This is a genomic window from Mesorhizobium sp. M1295, assembly GCF_040318135.1.
Lineage (GTDB): Bacteria > Pseudomonadota > Alphaproteobacteria > Rhizobiales > Rhizobiaceae > Mesorhizobium.
Window position 1 is genome coordinate 57732 of sequence record NZ_JAMYLU010000027.1, and the last position, 19102, is coordinate 76833.

The following is a 19102-nucleotide window of genomic DNA, read 5'->3' on the forward strand; positions in this document are numbered from 1 at the left end:
AAAATGTCCAAAGCGATCCGCATCCACGCCAATGGCGGTCCGGAGGTCCTGACCTATGAGGATACCGATCCCGGGCGGCCGGGCTCGGGGCAGATTCTGGTCAGGCACACCGCGATAGGTCTCAATTTCATCGACGTCTATTATCGCTCGGGCCTTTATCCGCCCCAGGGCGGATTTCCGCTGATCCCCGGCGGTGAGGCGGCCGGCGTGGTTTTGGAGGTCGGCACAGATGTCGACTGGCTGACGCCCGGGGATCGCGTCGCCTATGCGGTGACCACCGGCGCCTATGCCGGGCAGCGCGTGATCGCCGCCGACCGCGTGGTGAAGGTGCCTGACGGCATCAGCGACGAACAGGCCGCGGCTATGATGCTGAAGGGCATGACCGCCGAGTACCTGTTGCGCCGTACGTTCAAAGTGAAGGCGGGCGATACGATCCTGTTTCACGCGGCGGCCGGCGGTGTCGGGCTGATCCTCGGCCAATGGGCCAAGCATCTCGGCGCGACGGTGATCGGCACCGCAAGTTCGACCGACAAGATCGAGCTCGCCAAGGCGCACGGCTTCGACCACGTGATCAACTATCGCGAGCAGGATTTCGTCGCCGGTGTTGCCGCCATCACCGGTGGCAAGAAATGCGACGTTGTCTACGATTCGGTCGGCAACGATACGTTCCCGGCCTCGCTCGATTGCCTGCGGCCGCTCGGCACGTTCGTCAGCTTCGGTCAATCGTCTGGGCCGATCCCGCCCTTCAGCATCTCATTGCTGGCGCAGAAGGGCTCGTTGTTCGCAACGCGGCCGACGCTGTTCGTCTATAATGCCAAGCGCGAGGACCTCGAGGCTTCCGCCGCCGCCTTGTTCGATGTCGTGCTCAGCGGTGCCGTCAAGATCAAGATCAATCAGCGTTACGCGCTCAGCGATGCCGGCAAGGCGCATTCCGATCTCGAAGGGCGCAGGACGACCGGGACAACGATACTTATCCCCTGAGCGCCCGCAGTTTCGGCCCGCCGACGCCGCGGTTCTTGCGAACTGCGCTTTACCGCTTGAGTTTCCGCTGAAATTCTTGAAGCTCTTTCAAGTCGTGAGGCGCTTACCGTCGAGAGCAGGGCGCGCATACGATGCTTGCGGGAACACAGAACATATCTGGCAAACCAGATGGAGGCACTGTGAGTGCAGATCAAGACGGCGCAAACCTGCTGGAGGTTCGCGGCCTCACCAAGATATTCGGCACGCTGACGGCGTGCGACCATGTCGATCTCAACATCGCCAAGGGCGAGATCCACGCGTTGCTTGGCGAGAACGGCGCCGGCAAGTCGACGCTGGTGAAAATGCTGTTCGGATCGCTGGAACCGAATTCAGGTGAGATTTTCTGGAATGGCCAGGCGGTCAGGATCACCAGCCCCGGCGCCGCAAAAAAGCTCGGCATCGGCATGGTTTTCCAGCATTTTTCGCTGTTTGAAGCGCTGACGGCAGCGGAGAACATCGCGCTCTCGCTGGATGACGGCTCGCCGATCAGCACGATCGCGGCCAAGGCGAGGGCGCTCTCCTACAGTTATGGCCTGCCTCTCGATCCGCTATCGCTGGTCGGTGATCTGTCGGTCGGCGAGCGTCAGCGTATCGAAATCATCCGCTGCCTGCTGCAGACGCCGCAACTCATCATCCTGGACGAGCCGACTTCGGTGCTGACGCCGCAGGAAGCCGATAAGCTGTTCGAGACGCTCGAGCGGCTGCGTTCGGAAGGAAAATCCATCCTCTACATTTCGCACCGGCTGGAAGAGGTCAAACGCATTTGCGACCGCGCCACCGTGCTGCGTCACGGCAAGGTGGTCGGCCATTGCAATCCGCGCCAGGAAACCGCGTCTTCGTTGGCGCGGATGATGGTGGGCAACGAGGTTCAGGCTGTGGTGCGGGCGCCGGCCGAAGATATCGAGACCGCGCCGGTGCTGCTTCAAATCCGCGAACTCACCCGCAAGCCGGCGACCCCGTTCTCGATCCCGCTCAGGAACATCAATCTCGAGGTCCGCGCCGGCGAGGTGATCGGCATTGCCGGTGTGGCCGGCAACGGCCAGGGCGAATTCTTCGAATCCGTTTCCGGCGAGGTGCTGCAGCAGGATGCCGGCTCGGTCCGCATCCGCGGCAAGGATGCCGGAGGCCTCACCATCACCGGCAGGCGCCTGATGGGCGCTGCCTTCGTCCCGGAAGAGCGGCTCGGCCATGGCGCAGCACCCCGCATGAAGCTTTCGGAGAACCTGCTCCTGTCGCGCCACGCCACCGACGGCAAGATGCTTGTCGGCGCCGGTGGAATGGTCAAGAGCGATGCAATCTATACCGCTGCCCAGCGCATCATAAAGGTGATGGACGTGCGCAAGAGCGCGCCGGATCCGGAGGCTGCGGCTCTTTCGGGCGGCAATCTGCAGAAATTCATCGTCGGCCGCGAACTCGACCGCCGGCCAAGCGTCCTGGTGGTCAATCAGCCGACCTGGGGGGTCGACGCGGGTGCGGCGGCCCATATCCGCCAGGCGCTGATCGAGCTAGCGCGCAGCGGCTCGGCGGTGCTGGTGATCAGCCAGGACCTCGACGAGCTGTTCGAGATTTCCGATGCGATCACGGTCATGCACAATGGCGAACTGTCGAAGCCGCTGCCGATAGCTGAAGCGACATTCGAGAAGATCGGACTGCTGATGGGCGGCGCCGAACCCGGGCATGCCGAACATACGTTGGAGACGGCTTGATGCGCCTCGAACTTGTAAAACGCCCGCAGCGCTCGATGCTGTTTTCAGCACTGTCGCCTTTCATCGCTTTCGTTTTGACGATCATTGCTGGCGCCATCATGTTCGCGCTGCTCGGCGTCAACCCGTTGACCGCGTTCCGCATCTACTTCATCGAACCGATCAGCCAAGTCTGGCAGATGCATGAACTGGCGATCAAGGCCGCCCCCCTGATCCTGATCGCGGTCGGACTGTCGGTCTGCTACAAGGCCAACATCTGGAACATCGGCGCCGAAGGCCAGTTCATCCTGGGCGGCATTGTCGGCTCGATCTTCCCCGTGCTGTTTCCGCAGTTCGAAGGCCCATTGGTGCTGCCGTTGATGCTTCTTTTTGGCATGATCGGTGGGGCCGCCTATGCCGCAATCCCGGCACTGCTGAAGACGCGCTTCAACACCAACGAGATCCTGACCAGCCTGATGCTGGTCTATGTCGCCCAGCTCTTCCTCGATTGGCTGGTGCGCGGGCCGTGGCGCGATCCGCAGGGTCATGGTTTCCCGCAGACCATCCAGTTCAACGACTCGGCTATCCTTCCGGAACTCCTCCCGGAATCCGGCAGGGCGAACTGGGGATTTGTCTTCGCGCTGATCGCGGCAGTGCTGATCTGGATTCTGATGAGCCGTATGCTGAAAGGCTTCGAGGTCCGCGTACTCGGCTCGAGCCCGAGGGCAGGGCGCTTCGCCGGTTTTGGCCTCAGCCGCATGGTTTTCTTTGCCTTTCTGCTATCGGGCGCACTGGCCGGGCTTGCCGGCATTTCGGAGGTCTCTGGCGCCATCGGGCAGTTGCAGCCTGTGATCTCGCCCGGCTACGGATTTACCGCCATCATCGTGGCATTCCTCGGCCGGCTCAATCCGCTGGGCATCGTTGCCGCCGGCCTTGTGCTGGCGCTGACCTATCTCGGCGGCGAGGCGGTGCAAAGCGCGCTCGGCATCTCCGACAAGGTGGCGCGCGTGTTCCAGGGGATGCTTTTGTTCTTCGTGCTCGGCTGCGACACGCTCATTCACTATCGCATCCGCCTGACCGGCCTTTCCGCGCCGAAACTCGAGGCAGCACCGAAGCTGGAGGAAGCCCGCTGATGGACATCACCGTCAACATCCTCTTGACCATCGCCACGGCGGCGACGCCGCTGCTGATAGCGGCGATCGGCGAACTGGTGGTCGAACGTTCCGGCGTGCTCAATCTCGGCGTCGAAGGCATGATGATCATGGGCGCGGTCGGCGGTTTCGGCGCCGGCTATCTGACCGGCTCGCCGTGGATAGGGCTGTTGGCGGCAATTGCCATGGGGGCAGTGTTCTCGCTTCTGTTCGCGGTCATGACCCTGTCGCTGGCCACCAATCAAGTGGCCACCGGCCTGTCGCTGACGCTGCTTGGCCTCGGTCTTTCCGGCATGATGGGGACGAATTTTGTCGGCCAGCCCGGCGAGAGGTTGCCTAACCTCGATATTCCCGGCCTGACCGCAATCCCCATCGTCGGCAGGCTGCTGTTCGGTCAGGATCCGATCTTCTACATCTCGATCGCGCTGACCGCCGCCGTCATGTGGTTCCTGTTCAAGACCCGCACCGGGCTCACTCTGCGTTCGATCGGCGACAGTCATGCATCCGCCCATGCGCTTGGCATCCACGTCATCCGCTACCGCTATCTTTCGGTGATTTTCGGCGGCGCTTGTGCAGGCCTTGCCGGCGGCCACCTGTCGCTGGTCTATACACCGCAATGGGTGGAGAACATGACCGCCGGCCGCGGGTGGATCGCGCTGGCTCTGGTCGTCTTCGCCTCCTGGCGGCCATGGCGGGTGTTAGCCGGCGCCTATATTTTCGGCGCGGTCTGGATCGGCCAGCTTCATGCACAGGCATTTGGCATTCCGGTCCCCTCGCAACTGCTTTCTTCGCTGCCCTATCTGGCAACCGTCGTGGTTCTCGTTCTAATCTCGCGTAACAAGCGTCTGACGATGATGAACACGCCGGCTTCCCTGGGCCAGCCCTTCGTTCCGGATCGTTGACAACAAAAAGACGGAAGCTCCAAGGCTTAACTCAGAGAGGTAACACAATGAAAAAACTGCTTATTGCCCTGATGGCGACGACGGCCGCATTGTCACTGGCGGCGTCAGCCGAGGCGGCGGACAAGTTGAAGGCCTGCTGGGTCTATACCGGCCCGATAGGCGATTTCGGTTACTCCTACCAGCACGACCAAGGCCGCCTCGAGGTGGAAAAGGCACTCGGCGACAAGGTCGAGACCGCCTATCTCGAGAACGTCTCCGAAGGCCCCGACGCCGATCGCGCCTTCGAACGCCTGGCACGCGAAGGTTGCAAGATCATTTTCGGCACGTCCTTCGGTTTCATGGACCCGGAAGTGAAGATCGCCAAGAAATTCCCCAAGGTGATGTTCGAGCACGCCACCGGCTACAAGACGGCCGAAAATCTCGGCATCTACAATGCGCGTTTCTATGAAGGCCGCTACGTGCTTGGCCAGATCGCCGCCAAGCAATCGAAGTCGGGCGTCGCCGGCTACATCGTTTCCTTCCCGATCCCGGAAGTGGTGATGGGCATAAATTCCTTCATGCTCGGCGCGCAGTCGATCAACCCGAACTTCAAGGCGAAGATCGTCTGGGTGAACTCCTGGTTCGATCCGGGCAAGGAAGCCGACGCAGCCAAGGCATTGTTCGACCAAGGCGCCGACATCATCGTCCAGCACACCGACTCGACCGCTGCTTTGCAGGTGGCGGAGGAGCGCAAGCTGCACGGCTTCGGCCAGTCCTCCGACATGATCAAGTTCGCGCCGCACGCGCAGCTGACCTCGCTGACCGACGAGTGGGGCCCGTACTACATCAGCCGGGTCCAGGCGGCGCTCGACGGCACCTGGAAGCCCGACAATGTCTGGCTCGGCATCAAGGACGGCGCCGTCAAGCTGGCGCCGTTCACCAATATGCCCGACGACGTCAAGGTGATGGCCGAGGCCACCACCAAGAAGATAGCCGACGGCTGGAATCCCTTCACCGGGCCGATCGTCAAGCAGGACGGCACACCATGGCTGAAGGACGGCGAGGTCGCTGACGACGGCACGCTGCTTGGGATGAATTTCTACGTGAAGGGCGTCGACGACAAGCTGCCACAGTAAGCAACCGGAAACACATCGAACGAAAGGGCGCCACGCGGCGCCCTTTTTGTTTTGGATTGAACGATATCAGACCGCCGAGCCGTAGAGGTCGTAAGCGTCGGCACGATCGATCTTGACCGTGACGATGTCGCCGGCGCGCAACGGCCGCCGCGACTGGATATGGACCGAACCGTCGATTTCGGGCGCATCGTATTTGGTCCGGCCCTTGGCCGAATTGCCATGTGCTTCGTCGATCAGGACCGGCAGGCGCTTGCCGATTTTCTTGGTGAGTTGCGTTGCCGAGATCTTCTGCTGGCGCTGCATGAAGCGGTGCCAGCGGGCTTCCTTGACCTCCTGCGGCACTTGCTCGAGGCCGAGCTCGTTGGCACGGGCGCCTCTGACCGGCTCGTATTTGAAGCAGCCGGCACGATCGATCCTGGCCTCGTCCAGCCAGTCGAGCAGCATCTCGAAATCGTCGTCCGTCTCGCCGGGGAAACCGACGATGAAGGTGGAGCGGATGGCGAGATCCGGACAAACCTCGCGCCAGCCGCGAATGCGCTCGAGCGTCTTTTCGCCATGGGCGGGCCGGCGCATGTTCTTCAGCACCTGCGGCGAGGCGTGCTGGAACGGGATGTCGAGATAGGGAAGGATAGTGCCTTCGGCCATCAGCGGGATGACGTCGGCGACATGCGGATAGGGATAGACATAGTGCATGCGCACCCAGACACCGAGCTTACCCAGCTCTTCCGACAGATCGAGGAATTTCGCCCGCACTTCGCGATCGCCGAACATGCTGGTCTGGTATTTGATGTCGATGCCGTAGGCGCTGGTGTCCTGCGAGATGACGAGGATCTCCTTGACCCCGGCCTTGGCCAGCTTCTCGGCTTCGCGCAACACGTCGGCGGCCGGCCGCGATACGAGATCGCCGCGCAGCGCCGGGATGATGCAGAAGGTGCAGCGGTTGTTGCAGCCTTCCGAAATCTTGAGATAGGCATAGTGGCGCGGCGTGAGCTTGACGCCCTGCGGCGGCAAAAGGTCGATATAGGGATCGTGGCTCGGGGGAGCGGCCTCATGCACTGCCGCCATCACGCTTTCATAAGCTTGCGGGCCGGTGATGGCGAGGACGTTGGGATGTCTTTCACGGATGACGTCCGGTTCGGCGCCGAGGCAGCCGGTGACGATGACCTTGCCATTCTCCGAAAGTGCCGAGCCGATGGCGTTGAGCGATTCGTCGCGGGCCGAATCGAGGAAGCCACAGGTGTTGACGACGACCAGGTCGGCGCCGTCGTGCTTGCGGGCGATCTCGTAGCCTTCGGCGCGCAGGCGCGTGATGATGCGTTCCGAATCCACAAGGGCTTTCGGGCATCCAAGACTGACGAAGCTGACACGAGGGGCGGACATCAAAGCTTTTCCGGATTTTCAGGATTGGCGGCGCAGTACCACAGTTGTTGCCGCATTGGTATGGGCAGCGGCTGCAGCGAAACGCAAGCGCCCCCGAAGGCTGGCCGAAGTCGAAGTGCCGGCCGATGCGAATTCGAGTCGATGCGTCAGCTCACCGCACTGCTGACATGCGGCAAGACTTCCACCGCGCCTCGATAGATCATATCGAGTGCGACATAGAAGATGATCAAAAGGCCGATATAGGCGATCCAGCGATGGCGGTGCAGCAGCTTGGCGATGAAGCTCGCGGCAAGGCCCATCAGCGCGATCGACAGGACCAGGCCGATCACCAGCACCTGGAAGTGATCGCGCGCTGCGCCGGCGACTGCCAGCACGTTGTCGAGCGACATAGAGACGTCGGCGATGACGATCTGCAATGCAGCCTGACCCAGCGTCTTCTTACGCGCCTTCCCGGCCACCATATTATCGCTGTTGATATCGGAATTGGACAACGCCTCGGTCGCCTCCACTTCGTCGGCATGGGAGGTGCGCAGTTCGCGATACATCTTCCAGCACACCCACAGCAGCAGGATGCCGCCGGCCAGCAGCAGGCCGACAATCTGGAGCAGAGTGACAGTGATAGCTGCAAAACCGATGCGCAGCACCGTCGCCGCCACCACGCCGATAAGGATCGCTCTCTTGCGCTGCTCGACCGGCAGGCCGGCAGCGGCAAGGCCGATGACAATGGCGTTATCGCCTGCAAGCACGAGATCGATGGCGATGACCTGGAGCAGGGCAGAAAAGCCCGCGGCGGTGAAAATTTCCATCGACTGGGAGTTCCCTTGCTGGTTGGCCGGCCGTTCGCGTCGAATGCCTGGAGGCCCTAACGTGTATGGTTCCCGCGCGTCAAGGGACTGGTTGGAACAAGGTCGGCAAACCGCCCGTCACGGCGGCAACATACAGAGTTTGCGACGATCGGCCCGAAACACCGGCGAAAATGCGGCCAGAGGTCGCGAATGCCTAGTTGTAGAGATTGTATTTGGGCCAGTCGCTTTCGGGAATTTCGTCGCCGATCCGGTAGCGGAGCTGCAGGACCTCCATATGGTCCGGCGCTGTCTCGCATTTGAATTTCAGCCGGTACCATTGTCCCTTGCTGCGAAACGCAGCGCCCGGGCTCCTGATCGCATCGGCGCCCATTTCGGGCGTCGCAAAGGCGTAAGCGACGACGCGATCGGCTCTGTATTTGTGGTCGTCGCGGGTAATCCGGTCGAGAATTTCGGCGTCGCATCTCTGCTCCAGCCGGGTTTGCGGATCGAGTTTCAGCAGGCCGGCGTGCAATGCGCTGTCCATCGCGGTGGCCGGCCAAGCCACTATCGTCCATGCGAAAACCGCAGAAAATAGTTTATTCATAGGCGGGAGAAGCATCATATTCGGACGGAGAAATCAACCCGATCGGGGGGTCACTTCCCGGTCATCTCGACGCAAGCCCAGGAGATTGCTTTCGGGACAAGGCTTCAAATGGCGGAGGGAGTGGGATTCGAACCCACGGTGGGCTTGCACCCACGCCGGTTTTCAAGACCGGTGCCTTAAACCGCTCGGCCATCCCTCCAAGGTGATTTTTCAATCACTTAGGATATCGCGAGAGGGCGGGTTCGAGCAGTCGGTACCGGATTGGCACCAGGACGTTCCCCGACCGGTTCGCGCTTCATTCCTGTAAAGCCGCATTCAACACCAAGTCAACCATGGCGACCGCACCTTTGGGCGCGATTCAGGACGATGAGCAGCCCGGCATGGCGACCTGTGTTTTGTGCTGAGTGTGGAAAATCGTTTTTAAAACCCGCACAGACTATTAATCGTTGTGCGCCGATATGTTGGGCGCATTAAACACATGTAAGTAAATCGTATTCCGGAGTTGATTTTGGCCGTACTTGGCGCTCTCCCGCCCGGTCTTCGCTGTAGACCAATTCGAGAAACCGACTGGGAGGGAGTGGTCGACTGTCTGTGCAGGGGCTTTCCGGCGCGTAACCGGAGTTACTGGATACAGGCTCTGACCCGTTTGTCGCAGCGGCCCGCAGTTGCCGAGTTCCCACAATATGGCTTTGTTTTGGAGCATGCCGGTCGGATCGTCGGCGTTGTGCTCACCCTTTATGCTCGCTACCAGGGGTCGGAGGGCGACGAAATCCGCTGCAATCTTTCAAGCTGGTCAGTCGACGCAGAATTCCGTCCCTACGGCGCCATGTTGGTTGCGGCGGTTCTCAAGCGAAGGGATGTGACCTACACGAACATTTCGCCGGCACAAGCGACATTGAAAGCCAACCGGGCGCTCGGCTTTCGGCTCTTCTCCAGCGGACAATTTACCTTCGTGCCGGCATTAAGTTCGGCGCAGCGGTCATGTCGCGTGCTCGAAGCGCGTCCCGATCTTCCGGAATTGGCGATGCTGTCCGAGAGTGAGAGATACATACTCTCTGAACACTCCACGCTGGGCTGCCTGTCGTTGATCTGCATTTGCGACGGAGCAGCGTTTCCCTTGGTGTTGATGCCGCGCCGAATGTTGCACGGTCTTATCCGATGCCATCAGATCATCTATTGCCGCTCGCTCGCGGATTTAAGCCGGTGCGCCGGTGCCGTGGGGCGCTTTCTCTTGCGAAGGGGAATCCTGGTTTGCTTTGTCGACGCCAAGGAGCCGATTCCAGGTTTGTTGGGGTGGTACCGCGCCAACAAGGGGCTGAAATACTTCAAGGGCCCCAGACCACCCGCACTTGGAGATCTGACGTTCACCGAGCTTGTGATATTCGGTCCCTGAATCTGCGCTCGGAGACATGCCAACGCCGGGCAGCAAAGCGTGCGGGCACGAATGGCGCTGGTGATCGATACGCGATGATTTTCATGCCGATCGGCGAGACGGTCGTGCCACAATCTCGCCCGGTTCCGACCACAATCGGTTAATACGGTGATAAACAATTCCTGCGCACAAAAGGATTGGGGTTGGGAGTCGCCGGCGTTTCTGGAGTGGGTGCTTTGGCACCGCCAACGTTAAAGCTGCGGTGCCTTCGTCGAGACTGTAGGGGACAATCGAAAATGCAGACTACGGCGCGCCCGCGTCTTCGTCGCGCTTCCGCTTTCGCGCTGTTTGCCTTGTCGGCAGCCTTTCTTGCGGCATGTGCCGGGCCGCAGCAAAAGGCGATGGTCAACAAGAAACCACGCTCCAAGGAATATTTTTCCGAAGCCGAATACGGTGTGAAAGCCAGCCCGCGCGTGATGTTCAAGACGTCTCGCGGACGCGATCAGCTCGGCAGACCCTATCAGGTGCGCGGCAAGTGGTACTATCCAAAGGAAGACAAGCGTTACGCCAAGGTTGGCCTCGCATCCTGGTATGGTGAGGCCTTCCACGGCCGGTTGACCGCCAACGGCGAAGTCTACGACATGGCAGATCTGACGGCGGCGCATCCGACCATGCCGCTGCCGAGCTATGCGCGGGTAACCAACATGAAGACCGGCAGTTCGGTGATCGTGCGCGTCAACGATCGCGGACCCTATCATGATGGACGCATCATCGATGTGTCTAAGCGCGCTGCTGAAATGCTCGATTATGCCAATATCGGTACGGCGGAGGTGAAGGTCGAATATGTCGGCCGTGCGCCGCTCGAAGGCAATGACGGTCAATATCTGATGGCCTCGTACCATCCCGGCAACAGGGCACCGGATCCATCGGACGGTCTGCCCAGCGGTGTCATGGTCGCCATGAATGGGCCGTCGCCGAGCCTGCCGGTAAGCGCCGCGGTGGTGCCGTTCCCCGGTCAGCTGACGAATTCCGGGCAGGCATCGGAAGCTGTCGTTGCGACGCAGGCACCGGCCTCCGGCGATGTGACGCTGCCCGAATTTGGACCGATCGTGCCGGAGCGTCCGGAAATCAACCTGCCGGCGCAATCGCCATTCACTGTGGCGTCGCTGTCCTATGCCAATGAGCGCGTGCAGCGCGCCTCCAACGCCTTCGCCGCGCTGGATGGCGTCGGCATGTCGCCCGCCGAGATTCTTCAATCCTGGAAACGGCAAGCTCCTCCAGCCGGGTCGCCCACGGACTATGTCGCGGCGGGTTCGTTCGAGGATGCCGCCGAAGCCGAGCGGGTGGCGGCCCAACTTTCCAGCTTCGGCAAGACCGAGATCCAGCGCTCCGAACTCGACGGCAAAGGCTGGTACTCGGTCAACCTCTATGCCGACGGCCATGGCAGCCTGGACGAGATGCTGCAGGCCGCGTGGTCGCATGGTGCGCCGGATGCGCTTGCCGTACGCAACTGATGGCGGGTCGCCTGGCTTTCTCGTGCGCGATTGATCCGCCGTGGAAAAGCCTGCTAGCTTCGGCCAACTTGCAAAAGAGCGCCGGCTGACTGGTCGAACCCGATGAAATTTTTCCGTCCTTCCACCGGGCTCATGACGCTCGGCCTGCTGCTGCTCTCGCTTGTGCCGGTCTCAGCACAGCTTTTCGAGACCAAGGCCGCGCAGGCCTTCATGATCGACGCCGAAACCGGCACCGTGCTGTTTTCCAAGGATGCGGACAGGTTGATCCCGCCGGCCTCGCTGGCCAAGCTGATGACGATGGAAGTGGTCTTCGACGCCATCAAATCAGGGCGCATGACGCTCGACGACACTTTCGTGGTCAGCGAGAACGCCTGGCGCAAGGGCGGCGCTCCTTCGGGGACATCGACCATGTTCGCGAAACTCAAGTCGACGATCCGGCTGGAGGACCTGATCCAGGGCGTGACCGTGCAGGCGGCCAATGACGGCTGTATCGTCATCGCTGAAGGAATGGCCGGGTCCGAAGCGAATTTCGCGGCGCAGATGACCGAGCGCGCCCGCCAGATCGGCTTGCAGAAATCGACCTTCGTCAATTCCACCGGTCTGCCGGCCGACGGGCAGCAAACGAGCGTTCGCGAGCTTGCGCTTCTGGCCCTGCATATCTGGCGCAACTACCCGGATCTCTACCGCTATTATGGCCAGAAGGATTTTAGCTGGAACAAGATTTCCCAGAGGAACCGCAACCCGTTGCTGGCCATGGATATAGGCGCCGACGGCCTTGCAGTCGGCGCCAGCGAGCAATCCGGATTCGGCATAGTCGGCTCGGTCAGCCACAATGGAACAAGGATGATTGCGGCAATGAGCGGACTGGCAAACGACCGCGAGCGCGCCGAGGAAGCGCGAAAGCTGCTCGACTGGGGCGTTCGCTCGTTCGAGAAGACGGAGATATTCGCCAAGGACGAAGTGGTTGGCGAAGCCCAGGTCTTTGGCGGCTCCAAATCCGGCGTCGCGTTAAAGGCTAATGGACCCGTGGAGATCTTCCTACCGATCGCCAACCGCGACAAGCTCACCGCCAGGATTGTCTATGACGGACCGGTGGCAGCGCCGGTGGAGGAGGGGCAGCCGGTGGGTACGCTGCGCGTCTGGATCGGCGATACGCTGAGCCAGGAGACGCCGCTTTTTGCCGCCGAGTCGATCGGTGTCGGTTCGTTGCCGCAACGCGCGCTCGATGCCGCCAAGGAACTGGCCGTCGGCTGGCTGCGTTAGCACCGTCGCGGTGGACCTTTTTTCCCGCCGGGACTATACGGTCCCCGAAGTATGGACAAAGGCTTTGGCGCGCGGATTTTTCATCACTTTTGAAGGCGGCGAAGGAGCAGGCAAGTCGACGCAGATCGGGCGGCTGGCAAAGAAGATGCGCGCCAAGAAATACGATGTACTGGTGACGCGTGAGCCGGGTGGCTCGCCGGGCGCGGAGGCGGTCAGGCATGTCCTGCTTTCAGGCGCAGCCGAGCCGTTCGGCCCCAAGATGGAAGCGCTGCTTTTCGCCGCCGCGCGTTCCGACCATGTCGAACAGGTCATCCGGCCGGCAGTCGAGCGCGGCTCGGTCGTGCTTTGCGACCGCTTCATGGATTCCTCTCGCGTCTACCAGGGCGTCACCGGAGGCCTCGACCCGGCATTCATGGACGCGTTGGAGAAGGTCGCCATCAACGGCATGGTGCCGGACATGACGCTGATCTTCGACATCGACCCCGCCGAGGGACTGAGGCGCGCTACCGCCCGACGGGGCAGCAGTGACGGCCCGGACCGCTTCGAGAAGGAAACATTGGCCATCCACCAGCGCCGCCGCGAGGCGTTTCTGACCATCGCCGCGGCTGAACCCGAACGCTGCGTCGTCGTCGATGCATCAGCAGACCCGGACACGGTGGAGGATGTCGTTACCGCCACCGTCTTCGCGGCTCTCGAGAAGATGATGCCGGCGCAAAGCAGACAGGCGGCGCCGGCATGATTTTCGAACGCATCGCACCCGAACAGCACGATACGCTGGACGGGGTGCCGGAGCCATCCGAGACGCCGCGTCTCGTCGGACATCTTCAGGCCGCCGATATGCTTGCCGCCGCCTATCGCTCGGGAAAGCTGCCGCACGCGCTGATCTTTGCCGGGCCGGTCGGCATCGGCAAGGCGACGCTGGCCTTTCACCTGGCGCATCACCTGTTGAAGCACCCGGCCTTCGGGCAGGCGCCGGAAAGCCTTGCCGTTCCCGACCCGGCATCGTCGCTGTTTCGTCAGATCGCCACCGGCGCGCATCCTTCGGTGCTGCATCTTACGCGCCCCGCAAACGACAAGACCAAGAGCTTCAAGACCGTGGTCACCGTCGACGAGATCCGCAAGGTCAGCCGCTTTCTGTCGCTGACCTCGCATGACGGCAGCTACCGGGTGGTTATCGTCGATCCCGCCGACGACATGAACACCAATGCTGCCAATGCCTTGCTGAAGAATCTTGAAGAACCACCGGCGCGCACCTTGTTCATCCTCATCGTCCATGCGCCGGGCAGCCTGCTGCCGACGATCCGGTCGCGCTGCCAGATGGTGCGGTTGGCGCCGCTCGATGCCGAGAGCTTGATGACGGTTCTGGAGGGCATCGAGCCACCGCCACCGGAGGATCCTGCGGCGCGCGCGGCGCTGGCGGAACGGGCAGGGGGCAGCGCCCGCAATGCGATCCTGCTGACGCAATATGGCGGGCTGGAAATCGCCCCCACCCTCGACGCCCTGGTGATGGCCAAAAAGACAGATGTCGCCGGCGCCTACCGTCTTGCCGATGCGGTCGCCGGCCGCGACCAGGCGATCCAGTTCGACATCTTCAATCGCCGTGCGCTCGACCTGCTGTCGGAGGGCGCCAGCCAAGCCGCGCTGGCCGGCGATCTGGCGCGGGCCAAAACGCTGTCGGATACTTGGCACGAGGCTTTGAACGCTATATCTGAAACCGAGACCTACAACCTCGACAAGAAGCAGCACGCCCTGACCATGATCGACCGCCTGAATTCTGCAATGCGAATGTGACGGCCGCTGGCATGGCTTTGAAGCCCCTGAGCATTGATCCCAATCAATCGCAGGAACTTCGAAGCCACCACATTGGCGTCGGATGGCAATTGCCGTTTCGATGCGATATCTCACCGCGACATCTTTCATTCAGACATTCATGACGGCTCATCCATGGCACGCGAAAAATACTACGTCACGACGCCGATTTTCTATCCGAACGGCAAGCCGCATATCGGCCATGCCTACAATGTCATCGCCAGCGACACGCTGGCCCGCTTCCAGCGGCTCGACGGCAAGGACGTCTTCTTCGTCTCGGGAACCGACGAGCACGGTTTGAAGATGCAGCAGACGGCGGACGCCGAAGGCCTAACGCCGAAAGCGCTTGCCGATCGCAACTCGGCGATCTTCCGCTCGATGCTCGAAGCGACCGGTTGCTCGAACGACGTTTTCATCCGCACCACCGAGGAGCGTCATTACAAGGCCTGCCAGGCGATCTGGACGCGCATGGCTGAGAATGGCGACATCTACCTCGACCGCTACAGCGGCTGGTATTCGGTGCGGCAGGAAGCCTATTTCGACGAGGCCGAAACCAAGGTCGGTGACGACGGCGTGCGCCGCGAACCACTCGGCTCGCCCGTCGAATGGACCGAGGAAGAGAGCTATTTCTTCCGCCTTTCCGCCTATCAGGACAGACTGCTCGCGCTCTACGAGAACAGCCCCGAATTCGTTGGACCGGCGGAGCGGCGCAACGAAATCATCAGCTTTGTCAAATCCGGCCTGAAGGATCTGTCGATCTCGCGCACCACATTCAAATGGGGCGTGCCGGTGCCCGGCGATGAGAAGCATGTGATGTATGTCTGGGTCGATGCACTAACCAACTACATCACCGCCGCCGGCTATCCGGATCCGGCCAATGAGAGATGGTCTTTCTGGCCGGCAAACGCCCACGTCATCGGCAAGGACATCATCCGCTTCCACGCGGTCTACTGGCCGGCATTCCTGATGTCGGCTGGCATCGAATTGCCGAAGCGCGTGTTCGCGCATGGTTTTCTGTTCAACCGTGGCGAGAAAATGTCGAAGTCGGTCGGCAATGTCGTCGATCCGTTCGCGATGATCGAGCACTACGGCCTTGACCAGGTGCGCTATTTCTTCATGCGCGAAGTGCCGTTTGGCCAGGACGGCAGCTACAGTCACGATGCCATCGTCAACCGCACCAATGCCGATCTTGCCAACGATCTCGGCAATCTGGCGCAGCGCTCGCTGTCGATGATCGCCAAGAACTGCGGCGGCGTGGTGCCTAAGCGCGGCGAATTGAGCAATGCCGACAAGGCGATCCTCGATCAGGCCAATGCCGCCCTTGTCACGGCGCGCAGGACGATGGCCGACCAGGGCATCCATCTGGCGCTGGCGGCGATCTTTGGCGTGGTGGCGGAAGCCAACCGCTATTTCGCCGGCCAGGAGCCATGGGCGCTGAAGAAGACCGATCCGGCACGCATGGAAACGGTGCTGTGGACGACGGCTGAAGTGATCCGGCGTGTCGGGTTGCTGTGCCAGCCCTTCATTCCGGAGTCGGCGGCAAAGCTGCTCGACCTATTGGCGGTGCCGGCGGACAGCCGCGATTTCGCGAATGTCGCCGAGGATCACGCGCTGGTATCCGGTACGGCGCTGCCGGCGCCGGAACCGGTATTTCCACGCTATGTCGAGCAAACGGAAACAAGCGCCTGATGCTGGTCGACAGTCACTGCCATCTCGACTTTCCGGATTTCGCCGAGGAGCGGGCGGCCATCGTCGCCCGCGCCCTTGCGGCCGGTGTCGGCCGCATGGTGACGATCTCGACGCGGGTGAAGCGGTTTCAACAAGTGCTTGAGATTGCGGAGACTTTCGATGAGGTCTATTGCTCGGTCGGTACCCATCCGCACAATGCGGCCGAAGAGCTTGATGTGACTGTCGAGGATCTGGTGCGGCTGTCCGATCATCACAAGGTGGTGGCGATCGGCGAGGCCGGGCTCGATTATTTCTACGATCATGCGCCGCGCGATGCACAGGCGCAGGGCTTTCGCACCCACATCGCCGCGGCTCGTGAGACCGGTCTGCCGCTGGTCATCCATTCACGCGACGCCGACGACAACATGGCTGATATCCTCGAAGAAGAAACAGGGAAGGGCGCCTTCCCCTTCATCTTGCACTGTTTTTCATCGGGGCGCCGGCTGGCCGAGATCGGCGTGGCGCTCGGCGGCTACGTTTCGTTTTCCGGCATCCTGACTTTCAAGAACTCCGCCGAGCTGCGCGCCGTCGCCGCCGATGTGCCGCGCGACCGTCTGCTGGTCGAAACCGACGCGCCATACCTTGCGCCGATCCCGTTTCGCGGCAAGCGCAACGAGCCTGCCTATGTCGCGCATACAGCCAAGGTGCTGGCCAACACGATCGGCGTCAGCGAGGCCGAGATCGCTGCTATCACCACCGACAATTTCTTCCGGTTGTTCAGGAAAATGCCGCGCCCGAGCGCGCCGGGCGCCTGACGCATGAGCGATCGGTTGCGTCTTACCGTCCTCGGCTGCGGCTCATCGCCGGGCACGCCACGCATCACCGGCGACTGGGGTAATTGTGATCCGACCAACCCAAAGAACCGGCGCATGCGCACCGCAGCGCTCGTCGAGCGGATCGCGGCGAATGGCGCCAGGACCACGGTCGTCATCGACACCGGCCCGGATTTTCGCGAGCAGATGCTGCTGGCATCGGTCAGGCGCATCGATGCGGTCGTCTATACGCATCCGCATGCCGACCACATCCACGGCATCGACGATTTGCGCGGCTTCGTGCTCGAGCAGCGCCACCGGATCGACATCCATGCCGATCAGGTTACCATGCTGCGGCTGAGGGAAGCGTTCCGCTACTGTTTCGAAACACCGAAAGGCAGTTCGTATCCGCCGATCGTCAACGCCCATATCATCGACCACAACAGGCCGGTGGTGATCGAAGGCGAGGGCGGCGCCCTCACCATCGAACCGCTGCCGCAAATCCACGGCGACATCATCTCGCTGGGTTTTCGTATCGGCAATCTCGCTTATTGCCCTGACATCAGCGACTTTCCGGGAGCGACAGCCGAGCGTATGCGCGGGCTGGACATGCTGGTCATCGACGCGCTGCAATACACCTTCCATCCGAGCCATCTGTCGCTTGGCCAGGCGCTCGGCTGGATCGAAAGACTGGCGCCGAAGAACGCGGTGCTGACGCATATGCATGTGCCGCTCGACTACGCCACGGTAATGGCCGAGACGCCGGCCAACGTCGAGCCTGCCTATGACGGCATGACGATCGAAATCCCTTACAAATCAGCGTAAAGGACCAAGGTTTTCATAGCTGGGTTACAGAGTTCGCTCCAAACCGCCCAGCGGCTCGCTTATGCTATCTTCGCCACGTCCTATCGGCCATGTCAGTTCCATAATCTATCTTATGCGACTGAAGCCTGTAGCGTCCACTGAAGCCTGTAGCGTCCGTTGGCAGCGAGACAGCATTTGTGGGGCAACGCGGTGCTAGGGTTGCGAATCATGAACACACTGCTTGCAAGTCTTGCCCTCACCCTCGCCTGCGCATTCACTGACGCGCGAGCGCAGGACTTTGATCGTGCGCCAGGCGAGAATGACCTGGCTTTCGCGAAACGCGTGGTTGGGTTCGCGGACAACGCTGATCCGCACACCACAGCCGTGACCTGGAACGGCCTCCAGACACTGTTCGTCGATTACCAGACCACTGAGGAATATCCGGAACGCCCACTCGTCGCACTACAGCAGCAACCCGACGGGTACCGTACAATCCAGGTCACGCTTGGCGAACACGAAGGCGGCACGCCAGAGATTACAGCGCTCGGCCTCGTCAACGCCGATCACGATCCGGCAAAGGAACTGACTGTCATACTTGCCTGGCCTGTTTCGCACTACGACGTTTCGGGGACGCTCTACGAAGTTCGCATCTTCGACGCCCCCAAACCGGGCCAGAAGGCGCTGACGCAATTGAAAGTGAGTCAAAAGTTCGACGCCACCTGCGACTGCGGATGGCGCGACGGCACGACGAAGCGTTTCCGTTTCAAGACGATCAGGGCGGTCAAGGCTGAATTGAAGCGCTTGGGCTATTAGCCGCCGGCGAGGGCTCGCTTGCCGGATGCTGCCCCCGCCTACCCGGTGACCGGCAATCGTCACGAGCGCCGGCACAGGCTGGGTCGCTCGTCAGAATTCCATATCCCCGAAGTCACCGCCATTATCGGAGCTGGCATCGTCTGCCTGGTCGGCTTCGTCCGGCTGCGGTGCCGGCCGTTCGGCTGCCTGCGCTTCGCTGCCGCCAAACATGCCGGCGATCGCATTGCCGAGCAGCACGCCGCCTGCCACCCCCATCGCGGTCTGCGCGGCGCCGGCAAGGAACCCGCCGCCGGCCCGCTGTGACTGGTCTTGTGGCTCCTCCGCAGTTGTGTGCGTCAAGTTCTGCAAAAATGGCGTGGCAGTAGCTGTGACGTCGGCGTGTCCGCCGCGCAGCCCCCGTGTTTAGCG

General features: G+C 61.6%; 18 protein-coding genes and 1 tRNA gene. 14 read left to right on the top strand and 5 right to left on the bottom strand.

Annotation, left to right across the window (positions count from 1 at the left end; all coding sequences use genetic code 11):
* The first annotated feature begins 3 nt into the window (after positions 1–3).
* From NKH29_RS27830 to NKH29_RS27850, 5 genes are all read left to right on the top strand, one after another.
* Positions 4–981: a quinone oxidoreductase family protein gene (locus NKH29_RS27830; protein WP_023717601.1), complete on the top strand. Its 978-nt coding sequence runs from the start codon at positions 4–6 to the stop codon at positions 979–981.
* Between the two features lie 179 nt (positions 982–1160).
* Positions 1161–2726 (top strand): ABC transporter ATP-binding protein, encoded by a 1566-nt coding sequence (locus NKH29_RS27835; RefSeq protein ID WP_353001049.1) that lies wholly within the window; start codon positions 1161–1163, stop codon positions 2724–2726.
* Complete coding sequence (locus NKH29_RS27840; protein WP_353001050.1) at positions 2723–3835, top strand: ABC transporter permease; 1113 nt, start codon at positions 2723–2725, stop codon at positions 3833–3835. Before NKH29_RS27835 ends, NKH29_RS27840 begins: the two co-directional genes overlap by 4 nt.
* Positions 3835–4755: an ABC transporter permease gene (locus tag NKH29_RS27845; protein WP_031193566.1), complete on the top strand. Its 921-nt coding sequence runs from the start codon at positions 3835–3837 to the stop codon at positions 4753–4755. The genes NKH29_RS27840 and NKH29_RS27845 overlap by 1 nt, the downstream gene beginning before the upstream one ends.
* Positions 4756–4802: 47 nt before the next feature.
* On the top strand, positions 4803–5870 hold the full coding sequence (locus NKH29_RS27850) for a BMP family ABC transporter substrate-binding protein (protein ID WP_023717597.1): 1068 nt from the start codon (positions 4803–4805) through the stop codon (positions 5868–5870).
* A 66-nt stretch (positions 5871–5936) separates the two neighbouring features.
* On the opposite strand, the gene rimO is transcribed toward NKH29_RS27850, so the two are convergent.
* From rimO to NKH29_RS27870, 4 genes are all read right to left on the bottom strand, one after another.
* The gene (gene rimO, locus NKH29_RS27855) at positions 5937–7250 is read right to left on the bottom strand and encodes a 30S ribosomal protein S12 methylthiotransferase RimO (protein ID WP_352482563.1); all 1314 of its coding nucleotides are present in this window, start codon (positions 7248–7250) and stop codon (positions 5937–5939) included.
* Positions 7251–7396: 146 nt separating this feature from the next.
* Complete coding sequence (locus tag NKH29_RS27860) at positions 7397–8056, bottom strand: TerC family protein (RefSeq protein WP_023717595.1); 660 nt, start codon at positions 8054–8056, stop codon at positions 7397–7399.
* Between the two features lie 193 nt (positions 8057–8249).
* A complete protein-coding gene (locus NKH29_RS27865; protein WP_353001051.1) occupies positions 8250–8657 on the bottom strand; it encodes a DUF930 domain-containing protein in 408 nt (135 codons plus the stop codon).
* A 91-nt stretch (positions 8658–8748) separates the two neighbouring features.
* Positions 8749–8838, bottom strand: a tRNA-Ser gene (locus tag NKH29_RS27870).
* Positions 8839–9285: 447 nt separating this feature from the next.
* On the opposite strand from NKH29_RS27870, the gene NKH29_RS27875 reads away from it, so the two are divergent.
* The 9 genes from NKH29_RS27875 (at position 9286) to NKH29_RS27915 (ending at position 18694) form a co-directional block, all read left to right on the top strand.
* A complete protein-coding gene (locus NKH29_RS27875; protein ID WP_245278523.1) occupies positions 9286–10032 on the top strand; it encodes a hypothetical protein in 747 nt (248 codons plus the stop codon).
* Between the two features lie 275 nt (positions 10033–10307).
* Positions 10308–11525: a septal ring lytic transglycosylase RlpA family protein gene (locus tag NKH29_RS27880; protein ID WP_353001052.1), complete on the top strand. Its 1218-nt coding sequence runs from the start codon at positions 10308–10310 to the stop codon at positions 11523–11525.
* 132 nt (positions 11526–11657) lie between these two features.
* Positions 11658–12788: a D-alanyl-D-alanine carboxypeptidase family protein gene (locus NKH29_RS27885; RefSeq protein ID WP_036244342.1), complete on the top strand. Its 1131-nt coding sequence runs from the start codon at positions 11658–11660 to the stop codon at positions 12786–12788.
* A 64-nt stretch (positions 12789–12852) separates the two neighbouring features.
* Positions 12853–13527: a dTMP kinase gene (gene tmk, locus NKH29_RS27890; RefSeq protein ID WP_352482558.1), complete on the top strand. Its 675-nt coding sequence runs from the start codon at positions 12853–12855 to the stop codon at positions 13525–13527.
* A complete protein-coding gene (locus NKH29_RS27895; RefSeq protein WP_353001053.1) occupies positions 13524–14579 on the top strand; it encodes a DNA polymerase III subunit delta' in 1056 nt (351 codons plus the stop codon). Before tmk ends, NKH29_RS27895 begins: the two co-directional genes overlap by 4 nt.
* A 120-nt stretch (positions 14580–14699) precedes the next feature.
* Positions 14700–16286 carry a methionine--tRNA ligase gene (gene metG / locus NKH29_RS27900; RefSeq protein WP_353001055.1) on the top strand — a complete coding sequence of 529 codons (1587 nt, stop codon included), beginning with the start codon at positions 14700–14702 and terminating at the stop codon, positions 16284–16286.
* Complete coding sequence (locus tag NKH29_RS27905) at positions 16286–17080, top strand: TatD family hydrolase (RefSeq protein ID WP_352587521.1); 795 nt, start codon at positions 16286–16288, stop codon at positions 17078–17080. Before metG ends, NKH29_RS27905 begins: the two co-directional genes overlap by 1 nt.
* A 3-nt stretch (positions 17081–17083) precedes the next feature.
* On the top strand, positions 17084–17902 hold the full coding sequence (locus NKH29_RS27910) for an MBL fold metallo-hydrolase (RefSeq protein ID WP_023717587.1): 819 nt from the start codon (positions 17084–17086) through the stop codon (positions 17900–17902).
* Between the two features lie 207 nt (positions 17903–18109).
* Positions 18110–18694, top strand: coding sequence for a hypothetical protein (locus tag NKH29_RS27915; protein ID WP_352789982.1), 585 nt, complete (start codon positions 18110–18112; stop codon positions 18692–18694).
* Positions 18695–18784: 90 nt separating this feature from the next.
* Here the strand turns inward: NKH29_RS27915 and NKH29_RS27920 are convergent, their stop codons facing one another.
* The gene (locus tag NKH29_RS27920; protein WP_353001054.1) at positions 18785–19042 is read right to left on the bottom strand and encodes a DUF2076 family protein; all 258 of its coding nucleotides are present in this window, start codon (positions 19040–19042) and stop codon (positions 18785–18787) included.
* Between the last annotated feature and the right edge of the window lie 60 nt (positions 19043–19102).

Bases quoted from the DNA above. Each gene is read 5' to 3' on its own strand.
- NKH29_RS27905 (WP_352587521.1), top strand. From the start codon at position 16,286: ATGCTGGTCGACAGTCACTGCCATCTCGACTTTCCGGATTTCGCCGAG.
- rimO (WP_352482563.1), bottom strand. From the start codon at position 7,250: ATGTCCGCCCCTCGTGTCAGCTTCGTCAGTCTTGGATGCCCGAAAGCC.
- NKH29_RS27830 (WP_023717601.1), top strand. From the start codon at position 4: ATGTCCAAAGCGATCCGCATCCACGCCAATGGCGGTCCGGAGGTCCTG.
- NKH29_RS27885 (WP_036244342.1), top strand. From the start codon at position 11,658: ATGACGCTCGGCCTGCTGCTGCTCTCGCTTGTGCCGGTCTCAGCACAG.
- NKH29_RS27845 (WP_031193566.1), top strand. From the start codon at position 3,835: ATGGACATCACCGTCAACATCCTCTTGACCATCGCCACGGCGGCGACG.
- NKH29_RS27860 (WP_023717595.1), bottom strand. From the start codon at position 8,056: ATGGAAATTTTCACCGCCGCGGGCTTTTCTGCCCTGCTCCAGGTCATC.
- NKH29_RS27895 (WP_353001053.1), top strand. From the start codon at position 13,524: ATGATTTTCGAACGCATCGCACCCGAACAGCACGATACGCTGGACGGG.
- NKH29_RS27865 (WP_353001051.1), bottom strand. From the start codon at position 8,657: ATGATGCTTCTCCCGCCTATGAATAAACTATTTTCTGCGGTTTTCGCA.
- NKH29_RS27880 (WP_353001052.1), top strand. From the start codon at position 10,308: ATGCAGACTACGGCGCGCCCGCGTCTTCGTCGCGCTTCCGCTTTCGCG.
- NKH29_RS27910 (WP_023717587.1), top strand. From the start codon at position 17,084: ATGAGCGATCGGTTGCGTCTTACCGTCCTCGGCTGCGGCTCATCGCCG.
- NKH29_RS27850 (WP_023717597.1), top strand. From the start codon at position 4,803: ATGAAAAAACTGCTTATTGCCCTGATGGCGACGACGGCCGCATTGTCA.
- NKH29_RS27915 (WP_352789982.1), top strand. From the start codon at position 18,110: ATGAACACACTGCTTGCAAGTCTTGCCCTCACCCTCGCCTGCGCATTC.